This window comes from Mycobacterium sp. RTGN5, assembly GCF_033804465.1.
Taxonomy (GTDB): Bacteria; Actinomycetota; Actinomycetes; order Mycobacteriales; family Mycobacteriaceae; genus Mycobacterium.
Genome location: NZ_JAPZLA010000001.1, coordinates 1705758 through 1720277 on the forward strand (window position 1 = coordinate 1705758; position 14520 = coordinate 1720277).

General features: G+C 64.8%; 15 protein-coding genes. 8 read left to right on the forward strand and 7 right to left on the reverse strand.

The window, feature by feature from the left end; translation table 11 throughout:
• The first annotated feature begins 54 nt into the window (after nt 1-54).
• From SLQ31_RS08340 to SLQ31_RS08350, 3 genes are all read left to right on the forward strand, one after another.
• On the forward strand, nt 55-2166 hold the full coding sequence (locus tag SLQ31_RS08340) for a catalase (protein ID WP_319431377.1): 2112 nt from the start codon (nt 55-57) through the stop codon (nt 2164-2166).
• Nucleotides 2167-2186: 20 nt separating this feature from the next.
• On the forward strand, nt 2187-2666 hold the full coding sequence (locus tag SLQ31_RS08345) for an SRPBCC family protein (protein WP_319432957.1): 480 nt from the start codon (nt 2187-2189) through the stop codon (nt 2664-2666).
• A gap of 128 nt (nt 2667-2794) precedes the next feature.
• The gene (locus tag SLQ31_RS08350; RefSeq protein WP_319431379.1) at nt 2795-3589 is read left to right on the forward strand and encodes a SigB/SigF/SigG family RNA polymerase sigma factor; all 795 of its coding nucleotides are present in this window, start codon (nt 2795-2797) and stop codon (nt 3587-3589) included.
• Nucleotides 3590-3618: 29 nt separating this feature from the next.
• On the opposite strand, the gene SLQ31_RS08355 is transcribed toward SLQ31_RS08350, so the two are convergent.
• The 3 genes from SLQ31_RS08355 to SLQ31_RS08365 all read right to left on the reverse strand — a co-directional run bounded on the left by SLQ31_RS08355 (nt 3619) and on the right by SLQ31_RS08365 (nt 6292).
• Nucleotides 3619-4359, reverse strand: coding sequence for an SDR family oxidoreductase (locus SLQ31_RS08355; protein WP_319431380.1), 741 nt, complete (start codon nt 4357-4359; stop codon nt 3619-3621).
• A gap of 41 nt (nt 4360-4400) precedes the next feature.
• Complete coding sequence (locus tag SLQ31_RS08360; protein WP_319431381.1) at nt 4401-5561, reverse strand: Rieske 2Fe-2S domain-containing protein; 1161 nt, start codon at nt 5559-5561, stop codon at nt 4401-4403.
• Nucleotides 5562-5659: 98 nt separating this feature from the next.
• Nucleotides 5660-6292 carry a TetR family transcriptional regulator gene (locus SLQ31_RS08365; RefSeq protein WP_319431383.1) on the reverse strand — a complete coding sequence of 211 codons (633 nt, stop codon included), beginning with the start codon at nt 6290-6292 and terminating at the stop codon, nt 5660-5662.
• Nucleotides 6293-6395: 103 nt separating this feature from the next.
• On the opposite strand from SLQ31_RS08365, the gene SLQ31_RS08370 reads away from it, so the two are divergent.
• The 5 genes from SLQ31_RS08370 to SLQ31_RS08390 all read left to right on the forward strand — a co-directional run bounded on the left by SLQ31_RS08370 (nt 6396) and on the right by SLQ31_RS08390 (nt 10349).
• On the forward strand, nt 6396-7307 hold the full coding sequence (locus tag SLQ31_RS08370; protein ID WP_319431385.1) for a diiron oxygenase: 912 nt from the start codon (nt 6396-6398) through the stop codon (nt 7305-7307).
• A 5-nt stretch (nt 7308-7312) separates the two neighbouring features.
• Nucleotides 7313-7597 (forward strand): DUF4873 domain-containing protein, encoded by a 285-nt coding sequence (locus tag SLQ31_RS08375; RefSeq protein WP_319431387.1) that lies wholly within the window; start codon nt 7313-7315, stop codon nt 7595-7597.
• A 164-nt stretch (nt 7598-7761) separates the two neighbouring features.
• On the forward strand, nt 7762-8325 hold the full coding sequence (sigK, locus tag SLQ31_RS08380) for an ECF RNA polymerase sigma factor SigK (protein ID WP_319431389.1): 564 nt from the start codon (nt 7762-7764) through the stop codon (nt 8323-8325).
• Nucleotides 8322-9020, forward strand: coding sequence for an anti-sigma factor (locus tag SLQ31_RS08385; RefSeq protein ID WP_319431391.1), 699 nt, complete (start codon nt 8322-8324; stop codon nt 9018-9020). Before sigK ends, SLQ31_RS08385 begins: the two co-directional genes overlap by 4 nt.
• Before the next feature lie 60 nt (nt 9021-9080).
• Nucleotides 9081-10349 carry a cyclopropane-fatty-acyl-phospholipid synthase family protein gene (locus SLQ31_RS08390; protein WP_319431393.1) on the forward strand — a complete coding sequence of 423 codons (1269 nt, stop codon included), beginning with the start codon at nt 9081-9083 and terminating at the stop codon, nt 10347-10349.
• Between the two features lie 6 nt (nt 10350-10355).
• On the opposite strand, the gene SLQ31_RS08395 is transcribed toward SLQ31_RS08390, so the two are convergent.
• Genes SLQ31_RS08395 through SLQ31_RS08410 form a run of 4 tightly spaced genes read right to left on the reverse strand, consistent with a single transcriptional unit; the run spans nt 10356 to nt 14435 of the window.
• Complete coding sequence (locus SLQ31_RS08395) at nt 10356-11141, reverse strand: DUF1295 domain-containing protein (protein WP_319431394.1); 786 nt, start codon at nt 11139-11141, stop codon at nt 10356-10358.
• Complete coding sequence (locus SLQ31_RS08400) at nt 11138-12412, reverse strand: class I SAM-dependent methyltransferase (RefSeq protein WP_319431396.1); 1275 nt, start codon at nt 12410-12412, stop codon at nt 11138-11140. Before SLQ31_RS08400 ends, SLQ31_RS08395 begins: the two co-directional genes overlap by 4 nt.
• Nucleotides 12409-13125 (reverse strand): DUF1365 domain-containing protein, encoded by a 717-nt coding sequence (locus SLQ31_RS08405; RefSeq protein ID WP_319431398.1) that lies wholly within the window; start codon nt 13123-13125, stop codon nt 12409-12411. Before SLQ31_RS08405 ends, SLQ31_RS08400 begins: the two co-directional genes overlap by 4 nt.
• Nucleotides 13122-14435: an NAD(P)/FAD-dependent oxidoreductase gene (locus tag SLQ31_RS08410; RefSeq protein WP_319431400.1), complete on the reverse strand. Its 1314-nt coding sequence runs from the start codon at nt 14433-14435 to the stop codon at nt 13122-13124. Before SLQ31_RS08410 ends, SLQ31_RS08405 begins: the two co-directional genes overlap by 4 nt.
• Nucleotides 14436-14520 lie beyond the last annotated feature (85 nt).

Consider the following 14520-nt stretch of genomic DNA (forward strand, 5'->3'; position numbering starts at 1 on the left):
GTACTACCTGATCAACCAGGGCCAGCCCGCCCGCGTCACCACCCAGGAGTACCGATGCCGCCCCGCCGCAAGCCAGACCAAACCGCCCCCAAGCCAACAAGCCCCACCGGCAATTCCACCGGACAGGCCGGCGATCTCGACGCGCGCGCCCAGTCCGGGAAGCACCTCACCACAGCGCAGGGCCTGCGGCTCCCTGACACCGACCACTCACTCAAGGCCGGTGACCGGGGTCCATCTCTGCTCGAGGACTTCCACCTGCGGGAGAAGATCACGCACTTCGATCACGAGCGCATCCCCGAGCGCGTCGTGCACGCCCGCGGCGCCGCAGCACATGGGGTTTTCGAGTCCTATGGTGTCGCCGGGTCGGTCACCAAGGCCGGCTTTCTGGGGCGCAAGGGCAAGAAAACCGATGTGTTCTGCCGCTTTTCAACAGTTTTAGGTTCGCGTGGATCAGCCGATACGGTGCGCGATACCCGGGGCTTCGCGGTGAAGTTCTATACCGACGAAGGCAACTTCGACCTGGTCGGCAACAACATGCCGGTGTTCTTCATCCAGGACGGCATCAAGTTTCCCGACATCATCCACGCCGCCAAGCCCCAACCGGATCGGGAGATTCCCCAGGCGCAGTCGGCTCACGACACGTTCTGGGACTTCGTGTCGCTCCACACCGAGGCCACCCACCACGTCTTCTGGAACATGAGTGATCGCGGCATCCCGCGCTCGTTTCGGACGATGGAAGGATTCGGCGTCCACACCTTCCGGTTGGTCAACCGCAAGGGTGAAACCAGCCTGGTCAAGTTCCATTGGAAGCCGGTCGCCGGCGTGCATTCACTGGTGTGGGAAGAGGCGCAGATCGCTGCGGGTTGCGACCCCGACTTCCACCGCCGCGACATGGCCGACGGTATCGAGGCGGGCGCGTACTTGGAGTTCGAGCTCGGTATCCAGGTGATGCCCGACGACGGAACCGACAGCTACGAGGGCATCGACCTGCTCGACCCGACCAAGCTGGTGCCCGAAGAAATGGTCCCGGTCCAACTCATCGGGAAGCTCACCCTCAACCGGAATCCGACCAACTACTTCGCCGAGACCGAACAGGTGGCATTCCACACCGGGAACCTCGTGCCGGGCATCGAAGTGACCAACGACCCGCTGATGCAGGCCCGCTTGTTCTCCTACCTGGACACCCAACTCACCCGGCTCGGCGGCCCGAACTTCTCGCAGCTGCCGATCAACCGCCCGCACTGCCCGGTCAACGACATGTTGCGTGATGGTATGCACCAGAGCGCGATTCACACCGGGCAGGCGCCCTACCACCCGAACAGTATCGACAACGGGGAGCCTCTGGTCGCCGGTGCCGACGAGGGGGGTTACGTGCAGACACCGCGGCAGGTCGACGGACCGACGGTGCGCGCGCAACCGGCGTCTTTCGACGATCACTTCAGCCAGGCGGCGATGTTCTACCGCAGCCTGACCGACGTCGAACAGGCACACATCGTCGAGGCGTTCACCTTCGAACTCGGCAAGTGCTACGAGCAGTCGATCAAGGAACGCCAGCTCCAGGTGCTGGCCAATGTCGACGCCGACCTGTGTAAGCAGGTGGCCGTCGGACTCGGATTGCCTGCACCGAAAGGCAAACCGCCGCAAGACGTTGTCGAGTCGCCGGCACTGTCGCAGATTATCGACACGCCGGGCCCGATCGACGGCCGCAAGATCGGCATCATCGCGGGCGCAGACTCCGACCTGGCCGGTGTGGCCAAGCTGGTGGCATCGATTCAGCGTCTGGGGGCGACCCCGCTGGTGACCGCACCGCTGGGCGGTGTGCTCAAGTCCGGGCGGCGCAGCGTCATCGTGGAGCGGACACTGTTGACCGCGAGATCCATTGAGTTCGACGCGCTCGTCGTCGCCGCCGGAACGAAGCCGACCCGCGATATCAAGTTAATTGTCATGCTGCAAGAGGCATTTCGACACTGTAAGACCATCGCGGCGTGGGGTGACGGGGTCGACGCTCTCACCGCAGCAGGCATCGATCTCGATTCTCCCGGCGTGCTGGTCGCGGGCAGCGTGGACAAGTCGTTCACGGACGCGTTGGCCGATGGGGTTGGTCTGCATCGGGTGTGGGCGCGCGCCATCGACGTCATGGCCTCGGAAGTTGCGCCGGCGCGGTGACCGCGTTCGAAAGGGAAGTCATGACCTCTCCGTCGGAAAGCCGCAACCCGCTCGTCGTCACGCGAGACACCACAGCCTCCCGTCAACAGGTATGGGACGTCATCGCCGACGGCTGGACGTATTCACAGTGGGTTGTGGGCAACACCCGCATGCGCGCGGTGGACCCCTCCTGGCCGAACCCGGGCAGCAAAATTCATCATTCGTTGGGTGTGTGGCCCGTTGTTCTCGACGACGAGACGACTGTTGTCGCCTGTGAACCGCTCCGCGAAATCGTTCTGGCCGCCAAGGCGCGTCCGTTCGGGGCGGCGCGAGTCACCTTGCGATTACACGACATTGCCGAAGGGTGCCGGATCGAGATGTCCGAGGTGCCGATCAGCCGGCCGCTGAAATGGTTACCCCAATCGGCGACGCTAGCGGCGGCATGGCCGCGCAATCGGGAATGCACGTGGCGGCTTGCGGCTGTTGCTGAACGCCGCAAGCCCAACGAGCCTCACGACTGAAAGGGCCGCTCGCCAGCGACCGCCACTCATCGGAGCGTTTAGCCTGGTGAGCGGCGGGGTACACCGCAACGGCAGGTTCAGATTCGAGCCGGTGACCCCCTACGGCGAATCTATAGAGGAACTTGCTCATGCCTGCATCAAGTGTGTCCAATTCAGATTATTCGGAAGTGACGGACATGTTCCGGCGCCTCAAGCAACTTGACGAGGGATCGCCGGCATTTCGCCGTCTTCGGGAAGCCATCATCGAGGCCAGCCTGCCGCTCGCCGACCACATCGCACGGCGCTATCGCGGGCGTGGTGAACCCTTCGACGATCTTGTGCAGGCCGCACGAGTCGGCTTGGTCAACTCTGTGAACCGCTTCGACGTCGACACCGGTGCAGCGTTTCTGTCCTTCGCCGTCCCGACAATGATGGGCGAGGTGCGGCGTCACTTTCGTGACTACGGATGGGCCGTCAAAGTGCCTCGTGGTATCAAAGAGCTTCAGCCACAGATGATTAGGGCGCGCTCCGATCTGTCGCAGCGGTTGAACCGAGCGCCGACGGCCACCGAAATCGCGCAGTATCTCGGTATCGACCGGGAGCTGGTTGTGCAAGCGACCATCGGTGGCGGCAACTACGCCACTGTGTCAACCGATGCCCCTGCGGGATCAGGCGACGGCCCTAGAGTCATCGCCGATACCTTTGGTGAGGTCGACCCCAACCTGGACAGGGTGCTCAGCGTCGAGACGGTCCGTCCCCTGATCGCCACACTGCCGGAGCGGCAGCGAGTTGTTCTGGCGCTCAGGTTTTTCGATAACCTCACCCAGACTCAGATCGCCGAGCGCGTCGGCTGCTCCCAAATGCACGTCTCCCGTCTGCTCGCGAAGGCGCTCGAGACCCTGCGCACGTATGCCGGGGATTCCGAATTGGCGGCGACCGCATGAGGAAGTCGCGGTGTGACTGGTGACGGTTGCTAGCCGGCGCCCTTCCCGTTGTCGACGCGATACACCGCGCCATGAATAGCGGCGGCGGCATCGCTGGCAAGGAACGCGATGACGTTCGCGACGGACAGCGGCGACATCATCCCGCGTGGTGATGCAGTACGCATGATCAGGTCGAAGTTCGCACCTTCTGGCGCACTGAACTTCTCGATCTGAGGCGTGATCATGCCGCCTGGGCACACGGCATTCACTCGCAAACGATCTGCCGTGTACTCGACGGCAAGAGCACGGGTAAGCCCGACCAGTGCATGTTTGGCCGCACAATAACCGGCTGAGTAGGCCTGGCCCTCGACGCCGGCGATCGACCCGACATTGACGATGTTGCCACCACGTTCGAGCAGGTGCGGCAGCGCCGACCGGCAGAGATAGAACGGGCCGTCGAGATTGACAGCAAGGTCGTACCGCCAATCGCTGTCGGTCATCGACTCCGTGCGCCGCATCTGATGCTGCCCGGCAACATTGACGAGGATATCCAACGCGCCAAATTCGTTGAGGCACTGCTCGACTGCTGTCCGGCATGCCTCCGGGGAGGTGATATCCAACGAGGCGTACGAGCCGTTGTGAACGTCCGCGAAAACCGATGCCAGGCGGGCCTCATCCCGGCCGATCCCGAACACGGACGCGCCCTGCTCGGCGAATAGTCGCGCCGTGTCGGCTCCCAGACCTGACGAGGCGCCGGTGACCAGCGCGATCTTGCCTTGCAAAGCGGACACGAAGTCTCGCCTCTCTCATCGATTCTGCGGAGGTTCGGTCCTCAGCGAACGACCGCGCCGGACGCCGCGGATTCGCCTGCACGCCGGATGTTCTCGGCGACCTCGCGGTGCCAGACCGTGTTTGCGTGAGAGGTGTCGACCTCAACCTCGAAGCGATCGGTCATCTCGGGCGTCACGTCGTCGACGTCGACGTAAAACTGCTCGTACCAACGACGATGGTGATAGACCGGCCCGTCCTCTTCGGTGAGCAGTGGATTGTCGATACGCGCCTTGTGCTGCCAGATCCGGACGTCGTCCATAAAACCCTCGCCGAACGATTTCGACATCGAGGTTGCCAGCGATGCAGCCTTGGCGGCGGGTAGGCCCGGAAGGCTCTGAACGGCGACACCCCACTGAAGCACGAAGGAGTCCTGGGTAACCGGGTAGTGGCAGTTGATGAGGGCTACCTCGATGGTGAAATCCGGGGCGACGTCGTTGTGCAACCAGTTGATCATGTAGGCGGGACCGAAGTAGGTCGCCTCCGACCTCAGTTTCGTCCCCTCCCACAGGTTCTCGAAGTTCGGCGTGGTGTCGGGCCGCGGATTGGACTCCATGAACTGCGAGGCGGTGTGCCCTTCGATCACGTTCTTGAAGTACGTCGGGTAGGCGCGATGAATGTAGAAGAAGTGCGCCATGTCGACGTTGTTGTCGACAATCTCCCGACAGTGCGAACCCTCGATCACGAGCTTGCTCCACGCCCACGGTGACCAGGCTCCTTCGGAGTATCCCTCGATCTCGGGGGGAAAGAGCTCGGCGGGCGGGGATGACCCCTCGGGGTCGTGCCACACCAGGAGCTGGCCGTTGACTTCTCTGACCGGCCAGCGCCTGGTGCGGGCAAGGCGCGGTGTCCGCTTGGCGTAGGGAACCAGAGAGCAACGCCCGGTTGCCCCCTGCCAGCGCCAGTCGTGGAATGGGCAGGCGACTGAATCGCCCTTGACGGAGCCCTGGGAGAGATCGCCGCCCATATGGCGGCAGTACGCGTCCAAGACGTGAAGTTCGCCCGCGTCGTCTCGGAAGACAACGAGCTTGGTGCCGAACGCCTCGATGCCGTACGGGGTGTCGGCGGAGAAATCGTCGGCGAGTCCGAGGCAGTGCCAGCCCCGAGCAAACCTCCGCATGGGCACACCCGTGTCGATCTCGCGTACCGGAATGCTGTCGGCCATGTGATCGCTCCCTTATCGTCCGCTCTGATATTAAGCACTTTCGCTTAAACCGCAAGGGCGGGTGGGCCGCGTCGGCTTCCAAGGGGTGCCGGCTGCCGTCAGCCGGCCAACCCCAGCAGCCCGGGAACGAGGTACCGGCGTGCGAACGATCGGGCGGCGTCGTCGTCGCCGAGGGCGACGTTCTGCGAGGGCGTGAGCACGAACGACACGATGACCCGAACGGTCACCTCGGCGACCTCGAGCAGCTCGATCTGTGTGCGGCGGTCATTGGGCAGGGCCACGGCCAGCTGATGAGCGAGGAACGACGAGGCCGTCTGAATGACGCTGTCTCCCTCGACCGTGAGGAACGGCAGCACGGTCTCGGATTCGGTGGCGAGCAACCGCTGCAGAAGCGCGTGCTCACGCATCGTGGTCAGGGTGAACACAAACCCTTCGACCAGTTTGTCTTCGGCTTCGGCGTAGCCGCCGGCCTCCGCGGCGAGCTCGGAGAGGAACCGCCCGAGTTCACGCAACAGCACCGCCTCGACGATGGCGTCCTTGTTCGCGAAGGTCCGGTACAAGGTGACGCGGGCCAGCCCCGAGCGGCGGGTGATGTCCTCGACGGTGGAGCGGCGGATCCCGAACAGTTCGAACTGCTTGAGCGCCGCGTCGAGGATTCGTTCGGCGTTGCCTTCCGCCTTCGGCGACCCGAAACGCTGCACCGCCTTGGCGAGCAGGCCGCTGTGCTTCATCGGTGCAGTGTAAAGCCTGCATCGAACTATTGATACAAACAGACGCAGAATGTATCTTCAGTCTCAACGGCGCAGACACCCCGATGTGCAGGAGGCTCTTCCCATGGTCACGGCTCCTTCGAAGACGGCGACGACGCCGCCTAGTCGAGAAGAATTCAGCGACCGGCTGCTCCGGGGATCGGCCAAAAAGTCGTACGCCCCCGTCGTCGACATCGACTGGGAGTCGCCGGTCGAACCCGACAAGTTCTTCCTTCCGCCCCGCGTGGTGTCGCTGTACGGCACACCGATGTGGGCCGACATGACTCGCGAACAGCAGATCGAGCTGTCGCGTCAGGAATTCATCAACCTGCTCTCGGCCGGCGTGTGGTTCGAGAACATCCTGAATCAGGCGCTCCTTCGCGGCCTCATGCACGCCGACGTCACCTCGGCCTCGACCCACTATTCGTTGACCGAACTGGGTGACGAGACCCGCCACATGGTGATGTTCGGCCGCACCATCAAGGCTGTCGACGGAAAACCGTTCCAGCCCGGCCGCTTTCAGCGGATGATCATCAACACGCTGCCGTTGATGTTCCAGAAATCGGTGCTGTGGATCGCCGCGCTCGTCGGGGAGGAGATCTTCGACGCGCTGCAACGGCTGATCCTCGACGATCCCGAACTGCAGCCGATCGTGCGCCGCATCATGCGGATACACGTCACCGAGGAGGCGCGCCACATCCAGTTCGCCCGCGATGGTGCGCGCCGCGACGTCCCGATGATGCGGCGGCGGAACCGATTCCTGCTCGCCACGATTCACGGTGCCGGTGGGCCGTTCTACCGCTACCTGTTCACCAACCGCGCCGTGTACCGGCGGGCCGGCCTCGACGGCGTCCAGGCGCGTCGGCAAGCTCGCAGCAACCCGCATTTCCACCAGACGATGCGTACCGGATTCGCGCCACTGGCGGCATTTTTGGAGGAGATCGGGCTGATGAACCGAATCAGCCGGCGCATGTGGAAGCGCAGCAGCTTCCTGTGACAGCCATGGCGGATGAAAGCGGTGTCTTCGACGGCGACGCCGAATTGGACGCCGCCGGCGTGTGCTGCTCAGTCCGCGTCCGCCTTGCCGGTCACCTCAGTCCGATCGACGGGCGATACCACTGGCAGGGACTGATCTACGGAGCACCAGAGGATCTCCCGGCGGGCAAGGCGGCCCAGTTGCGAATCGGGAACCGCAGCGCGGCAGCGCGGCTCGTCGAGAAGATCCCCTCCGGCCAACTGATGGTCAGCGGCGTCGGTCCGCCGCCGTACGACCTGCTGCCCGCATAACAACCCTGAGGTGCCATCCGCGACCCCTTCAGTGACGAATCACTGTCATGGACGCGCGGCGGGAGATGCAGTCGACCGTCGCGACGCTGCCCCCGAAACGGGATCACGTGGCCTGCGGGGATTCAGCGGGATCCGGCACGGGTGTGTGGCTAGGCTATGGCTCGATGAACGGATCGTCGCAGCCACGCAATGAGCTGGAGACATTGCTGGGCCGGGCAGCGCATCAGGACGCTGAGGCATTCGCCCAGTTTTACGATCTGACCAAGGCGCGGGTCTACGGGCTGGTGTTGCGGATTCTGCGCGACCCGGGCTACAGCCAGGAAACCACCCAGGACATCTTCCTTCACGTATGGCGCAATGCCGCCAAGTACGACCCAGCGGCCGGATCAGCGATGGCGTGGCTCCTGACCGTTGCCCACGGGCGCGCCGTCGAGCGGGTGCGATCCGAGGAGGCCGGGCGTCGGCGCGAGGATCGCTACGGCGCGGCCACCGTCGACCGCCCAGGCGACGAGGTTGTCGACGCGGTGATTGGGGCAGAGGAGCGCCGCCGCGTCGCCGAGTGCCTCAGCTCGCTGACCGACGTCCAGCGGGAGTGCATTGACCTGGCCTACTACGGCGGACTGACCTACCCCGAAGTGGCGGCGCGGCTTTCGGCCAACCTGTCGACCGTCAAGTCGCGGTTCCGAGATGCGTTGCGCGGGTTACGTAACTGTCTGGCTGTGCCGTGACGGGCCCGGCGGATTTCGAGTTGATGGAACTCGCAGCGGTGTATGCCCTCGGAGCCATCGACGATCACCAGCGCGCCGACATCGACCGCCGTCTCGACGCTGCACCTGCGGCCGTGGCACACGCCTTTCACGACGAGGTCCGTGCCTGCCGCGAGACCATGGCCCTGGTGTCGGTCGGCACCGCCGTCGAGCCGCCGCCCGAGCTGCGGGAGCGGATCCTGGCGGCGGTGGCAGCGCAGGCCACGTCACCCCGGCGTGCCTGGCGCAGGCCGCTCATCGCCGCCGCTGCTGCGGTGGTCATCGGGCTCGGGGTGCTCAGTGCGGTCGTCGTGCTACGCCCCCCGAGCACCCCGACGGCCGCGCGAGTCCTCGAGTCTGCCGACGTGCGAACCAGCACCGCCAATATCCCGTCTGGCGGCGTCGCGACGTTGGTCTATTCACGAGACACCAATGCTGCGGTGTTGGTGATGAATAACGTCGCACCGCCCCCGCCGGGCTCGGTCTATCAGATGTGGTTGCTTGACGGTGGGACCCCGAGATCGGCGGGCACGATGAGCACCGCTGCAGTGCGGCCGTCGACGACGGCGGTGCTCACCGATCTCGGCAACACCAACACGCTGGCGTTCACCGTCGAGCCCGGGGAAGGTTCGCCGCAACCGACGGGCGAGATCTTCGCCAAGTTGTCGCTGACCTGATCCCGCCCGAGCCGCCGCGTCTGTACCCATCCGGCGGGTCAGCAGTGACGAATACCCAAGGTGAACGTTGCGCAGCGCCTCGAGGCACTCGTCGGTACGACACTCGAGATGGACCTGCCGGTCCGCATCCGGGCTTGGGATGGCAGCGAGGCCGGTCCAGTGGGCCCGGTCCTGGTCATCCGGTCACGGCGTGCGCTGCGCCGGTTGATGTGGGCACCAGGCGAACTCGGTCTTGCGCGTGCCTTCGTGGCGGGGGACCTCGACGTTGACGGCGATCTAGGTCAGGGTTTGCGTGAGGTGTGGCGTCGATCCGGTGGCAATACGCCCTCTGGTCGCGGCCTGACAGCACGCAGGCTGGCCGCCGGACTTCGGCTGGGGACACGGCTCGGGGCACTGGGCCCGCCACCGCGACCGCCGCGCACTGAAGCGCAGCTCCGCGGCCGTCGGCACAGCAGACGGCGCGACCGCGCCGCGATCGCACATCACTACGATCTCTCCAACGACTTCTATCGCCTGCTTCTCGACGACCATATGGCGTACTCGTCGGCATACTTCACCGACGACCAGCAGACCCTGCATGAGGCCCAGACCGCCAAACTCGACCTCATCTGCCGCAAACTCGGTCTCGCCGAGGGCATGCAGCTGCTTGATGTCGGCTGCGGCTGGGGCTCACTGATCCTCTTCGCTGCGCAGCATTACGGAGTGCAGGCCACCGGTATCACCTTGTCGGCAAGCCAACACGAGTTCGTGACAGCCCGAGTGGCAGAGCGCGGGCTGGCCGGTCGGGTCAGCGTGGTGCTGCAGGATTACCGCGAATTCGGCCTCGCACCTGAATCGTTCGACGCCGTGGCGTCGGTGGAGATGGGCGAGCACGTCGGCGAGGAGCACTACGGGACGTACGCCACGATGCTGTATCGGTCGCTCAAACCCACGGGCCGGCTATTGCTGCAACAGATGTCGCGGCGCGCTGACGCCGCGCCGGGTGGCGGAGCGTTCATCGAGTCCTACATCGCCCCCGACATGCACATGCGGCCGATGGCGCAGACCCTGAACCATCTGCAGGGCGTGGGTTTTGAGGTACGCGACGTCGAGGCGATGCGCGAACACTACGTACGAACCGTTGCCTGCTGGATCCAAACCTTCGAGGACCGTTACGCGCAGTTCGTCGCTCTGGCCGGCGAGGAGGTTTGCAGAGTCTGGCGGTTGTACCTGGTCGGCGGCGGGCTTGCCTTCGAGCAAGGCCGCATGGGTGTGGACCAAATCCTGGCCGTCAAGCCTGACGCCGGGGGAGGCGCCGCCATGCCGTGGGGACGGCCCTGGTCGATGTAGGCCGCGTCACCGCGCCCGCGACTTGGGCGGCAGCGGTACGAAATATGAGGTGCGCGAGCAGTATTCGCCGAAGCCAGGACGGTCTCTCATATAGCGTTCGGTCAGCCGTGCCCCGGTGACATGCACCAGGAAGTAGGTCATCAACACGGGGCTGGCCACAGTCGCTAGCGAAATCCATCCGGCGATGCTCACCAGCCACAGCCCCCACCACACACAGGCATCCCCGAAATAGTTCGGATGGCGCGTCCAACCCCACAGTCCGCGGTCCATGATCGTGCCCTTGTTCGCGGGATCGCGCTTGAACGACCGCAATTGCTGATCGCCCACCGCCTCACACGTCAGGCCGGCCAGCCACACCGCTACGCCGAAACCCGTCACGGCGACCGCATTCGTCGGCGTCGGGCCCAGCGTCGCCGACAGTACGAGAGGCAGCGCAACGAACAGCGTCGCTGCGGCCTGTGTGCCAAAGATCCGCCGGATCACATTGCCCGGTGCGAAGTTTCCCCCCAGCAGGTCGCGGTAGCGGGGGTCTTCGCCGTGGCCTTTGGTCTTGACGTACATGTGCCGGGCCAGTCGCAATCCCCACACCGAGGTCAGCGCCAGCAGTAGCAGCCGTCGAAACAGATCGCCGTTGCCGAGAACCGCGGCGACAGCGGCGACCGCCACAAATCCAAGTCCCCAGCTGATGTCCACAATGTTGTAACGCCCGATGCGTCTCGCGATCAGGAATGTCACACCGTGTACCACGACGATAGCCGCCACCGAAGCTGCGACGACGATGAGAAAGTTCATTGTGCGGCTCCAGTTGGGGCGAACGTCCATTGGTATACATCAAGGTATCCCGAGCGGAACCCGGCTTCCGAATAGGCCAGATAGAGTTCCCACATGCGGGTGAAGACGCCGTCGAAACCCAATGTGCCCAGCACATCTCGTCGTTCAATAAACCGCTGACGCCACAGTCTCAGGGTTTCGGCGTAATGATCGCGCAGCGACATCATGTCGACGGTACGCAGCCGGGTCTGGTCCTCGGTGATCGCAGCGATGGCTTGTGTGGACGGTAGTAGTCCGCCGGGAAAGATGTACTTCTGGATCCAGGTGTGGGTGTTACGGCTGGCCAGCATTCGAGCGTGTGGCATCGTGATCGCCTGGATCGCGACCCGTCCGCCAGGGCTGACAAGTTCGTCCAGAGCGCGGAAATACCCGGGCCACAACGAGTACCCGATGGCCTCGATCATCTCCACCGACACCACCGCGTCGTAGCGCCCCTGTACCTCTCGGTAGTCGGTCAGGTCGATGCGCACGCGATCGGACAGCCCGGCGGCGGCCACCCGCCGCAGCGCGTAGCGGCGTTGCTCCGCCGACAACGTGATCGAATGTACCGTTGCGCCTCGGGCGGCGGCCCGAACGCACAATTCGCCCCAGCCCGTGCCGATTTCGAGGACCCGGCTTCCCGCGCCGACCCTGGCCATATCGAGCAGGCGGTCGATCTTGCGGTGCTGCGCTTCGGCAAGCCGGTCCGTCGATGCGGGCAATTGGTCGAACAGCGCGGACGAATACGTCATGGTCTCATCGAGAAACTCGCCGAACATCGCATTGGACAAGTCATAGTGCGCGGCGACATTGCGTCTGGCCTGGGCCGGGCTGTTGCCTGCCGAGCGGGGCTGGCGGCTCAGCAGAAAGGGCCGCAGCCACTGCAGCCCGCGCGGCACAAAATCTGCGATCCCGGTTGCCAGCACGGTGAGTGCGCCGGCCAGATCGGCACAGTCCCACTCTCCGGCCATGTAGGACTCGCCGAAACCGATCAACCCGCTGGTGCCGACCCGTCGGGCCAACCGATCCGGTTGGTGCAGAATCAAACTCGGCAATGACGGGTCGGCGGCACCGACCACCGAACCGTCGGGGTAACACAACCGCAGCGGCAGCGCCGCAACGGTGCGGCGCAACAACCGGTCGGCCACCGCGCCGGAGATCGCCGCGAATGGTCCGCGGGGAACGCGTGCGACGCCCGCCCAGCGGGTGTCGTCAACGGTTCCGACGGACATTGCCGGGGACTCGATAGTCATCGCAGGACCGCCTTATCGTCGCGCCGTACGACCGGAACTCTTCGCAACCACAACGCAATCCCGTGTATCCGGATGGCCAGTGCCGCCATCAGCGGGGCCAACGGTGCGACCACCTGCAGTCGCAGGAGTTGGGCGGCGCTCACCGGCAACCGATCGCCCCGCAATGCCGCGACAAACGGCGGCTGGTCATCGCGCAGCAAGGTGATGGTCACGTCCAGGGTCTCGGCCGGGCGTGGCGCGTTGATCAGGTAGCGGCCCGAAACGTCGTTGAACGGAGACACGTAGAAGGCTTTGGCCACCGTGGCCAGCCGACCATCGCCGGTCACGACATAGGCGTGGCGGCCGCCGTAGGTGTTGTGTACTTCGGCGATCACGTGCCGCACAGCGCCGTCGGCATCATGAACCCAGTACAGGCTCAGCGGGTTGAACACATAACCGAGGACGCGAGCCTGAAGCAACGCAGTCACTTTCCCGCCGCAGGCATCCAGTCCGTGGCGATTCAGTTCGGCGTCGACGCGATCACGCAGCGAGTCCCCGGGCTGACCCTGGAGGTGGTCGCGCGCGTCGAACCGGGCGAAGGGGCGTAGCAGCAGTGGCAGCGTCGGAAGCTCATCGACATCCACGTACCAGCTGTAGCCCCGATGCCGAAATGAATACTCGACCGGCGCGCCCCGGCGATGCCAGATCCGGGTCCGATAAAGCGCGGGACTCAACTCGCAAGGCTTTCGACGTGATGTTCCGATTCGACCGCGGGCCAGTCGGCGCCCAGGCGGCGAGCCGCGCGCAGCCCCGACGCGGCGCCGTCCTCATGGAAGCCCCACCCGTCATAGGCGCCGGCGAAGACGAGTTGGGCATCACCGAGGGTGGGTAGAAGCTGCACGGCGGCAACCGATTCCGGGGTATAGAGCGGATGCTCGTAGGTCATCTCCGCCAGTACCCGGTTCGGGTCTATCTGGTGCCCATCGCCGAGGGTGACCAGGTAACGCCGCGGCCCAGTGAGGCCCATCAACCGGCTGACGTCGTAGGTGACCACCACCTCGTCCTGGTTGGCGGTGGCGAGATAGTTCCACGACGCGCGGGCCCGCCGCCGCCGCGGCAACACCGATTCGTCGGTGTGCAACCGCGCGTGGTTGGTGCTGTAGGGAATCGCTCCTAACACCCGGCGTTCGTCGGCGGTGGGCGCCACGAGCATCAGCAGTGCCTGGTCGGGATGCGTTGCGATCACCACCGAGTCGAACAGTTGCGGCCCCAGACAGCCTGCCGTCACCTCCACGCCGTCGTCGGTGCGCTCAACGGCGTGAACCCGCGCGCCCGCGTGCACTTCATCGATGTGGTCCGCCATCTTGGCGACGTAGGTGGCCGAACCGCCTTGGACGGTGCGCCATTTCGGCGAACCGGACACCGACAGCATGCCGTGGTGGTGCAAGAAGCCGAAGAGGTAACGCGCGGGGTACGACATTGCCGCACCGGGCGCGCATGACCATACGGCGGCGACCAGTGGTGTCATGAAATGCGTCACGAAGAACGGTGAGAAGTTGTGCCTGCTCAGGAACGAGCCGAGCGTCTCGAGGATGCCGGTGGGCTCGCTGGCCAGGAGCCCGGTCGCCGCCCGGTGAAACCGCTTCACCTCCGCGAGCATGCGCAAATACTGGGGCCGCGCCAACAACGCCAACGACGGGAACAATCCACCGATGCCGCGGGCGCCGGCGTACTCGAGTCCGATCCCGTCCGCGCGCACCGACATGGACATCTCGGTTTCGTGGGTGGCGATGTCCAGATCGTCGAACAGGCGGCACAACGTCGGGTACGTGCGGTCGTTGTGCACCAGAAACGCGGAGTCGACCGCGACCGTCTGCCCGTCGCCGCCATCGACGAAATGGGTGTGCGCGTGTCCGCCGATACGGCTGTCAGCCTCGAACAACGTCACCCGGTCACGCTGCGCCAGCACGTACGCGGCCGTCAGACCTGCAACCCCACTACCCACTACCGCGATTGATCGCCGACCAACAACACCGTGCCTCATAGCCGTCATTCGACGCCGCGACGTCATCGGATGGGCAGCAACCGCAACTAATTCTGAAGCCCAATCCGTCCACGACGTCGTCGGC

Coding starts and splice junctions, on each gene's coding strand:
- SLQ31_RS08340 (WP_319431377.1), top strand. CDS start 55: ATGCCGCCCCGCCGCAAGCCAGACCAAACCGCCCCCAAGCCAACAAGC.
- SLQ31_RS08345 (WP_319432957.1), top strand. CDS start 2,187: ATGACCTCTCCGTCGGAAAGCCGCAACCCGCTCGTCGTCACGCGAGAC.
- SLQ31_RS08350 (WP_319431379.1), top strand. CDS start 2,795: ATGCCTGCATCAAGTGTGTCCAATTCAGATTATTCGGAAGTGACGGAC.
- SLQ31_RS08360 (WP_319431381.1), bottom strand. CDS start 5,561: ATGGCCGACAGCATTCCGGTACGCGAGATCGACACGGGTGTGCCCATG.
- SLQ31_RS08365 (WP_319431383.1), bottom strand. CDS start 6,292: ATGAAGCACAGCGGCCTGCTCGCCAAGGCGGTGCAGCGTTTCGGGTCG.
- SLQ31_RS08370 (WP_319431385.1), top strand. CDS start 6,396: ATGGTCACGGCTCCTTCGAAGACGGCGACGACGCCGCCTAGTCGAGAA.
- SLQ31_RS08375 (WP_319431387.1), top strand. CDS start 7,313: ATGGCGGATGAAAGCGGTGTCTTCGACGGCGACGCCGAATTGGACGCC.
- sigK (WP_319431389.1), top strand. CDS start 7,762: ATGAACGGATCGTCGCAGCCACGCAATGAGCTGGAGACATTGCTGGGC.
- SLQ31_RS08395 (WP_319431394.1), bottom strand. CDS start 11,141: ATGAACTTTCTCATCGTCGTCGCAGCTTCGGTGGCGGCTATCGTCGTG.
- SLQ31_RS08400 (WP_319431396.1), bottom strand. CDS start 12,412: ATGACTATCGAGTCCCCGGCAATGTCCGTCGGAACCGTTGACGACACC.
- SLQ31_RS08410 (WP_319431400.1), bottom strand. CDS start 14,435: ATGAGGCACGGTGTTGTTGGTCGGCGATCAATCGCGGTAGTGGGTAGT.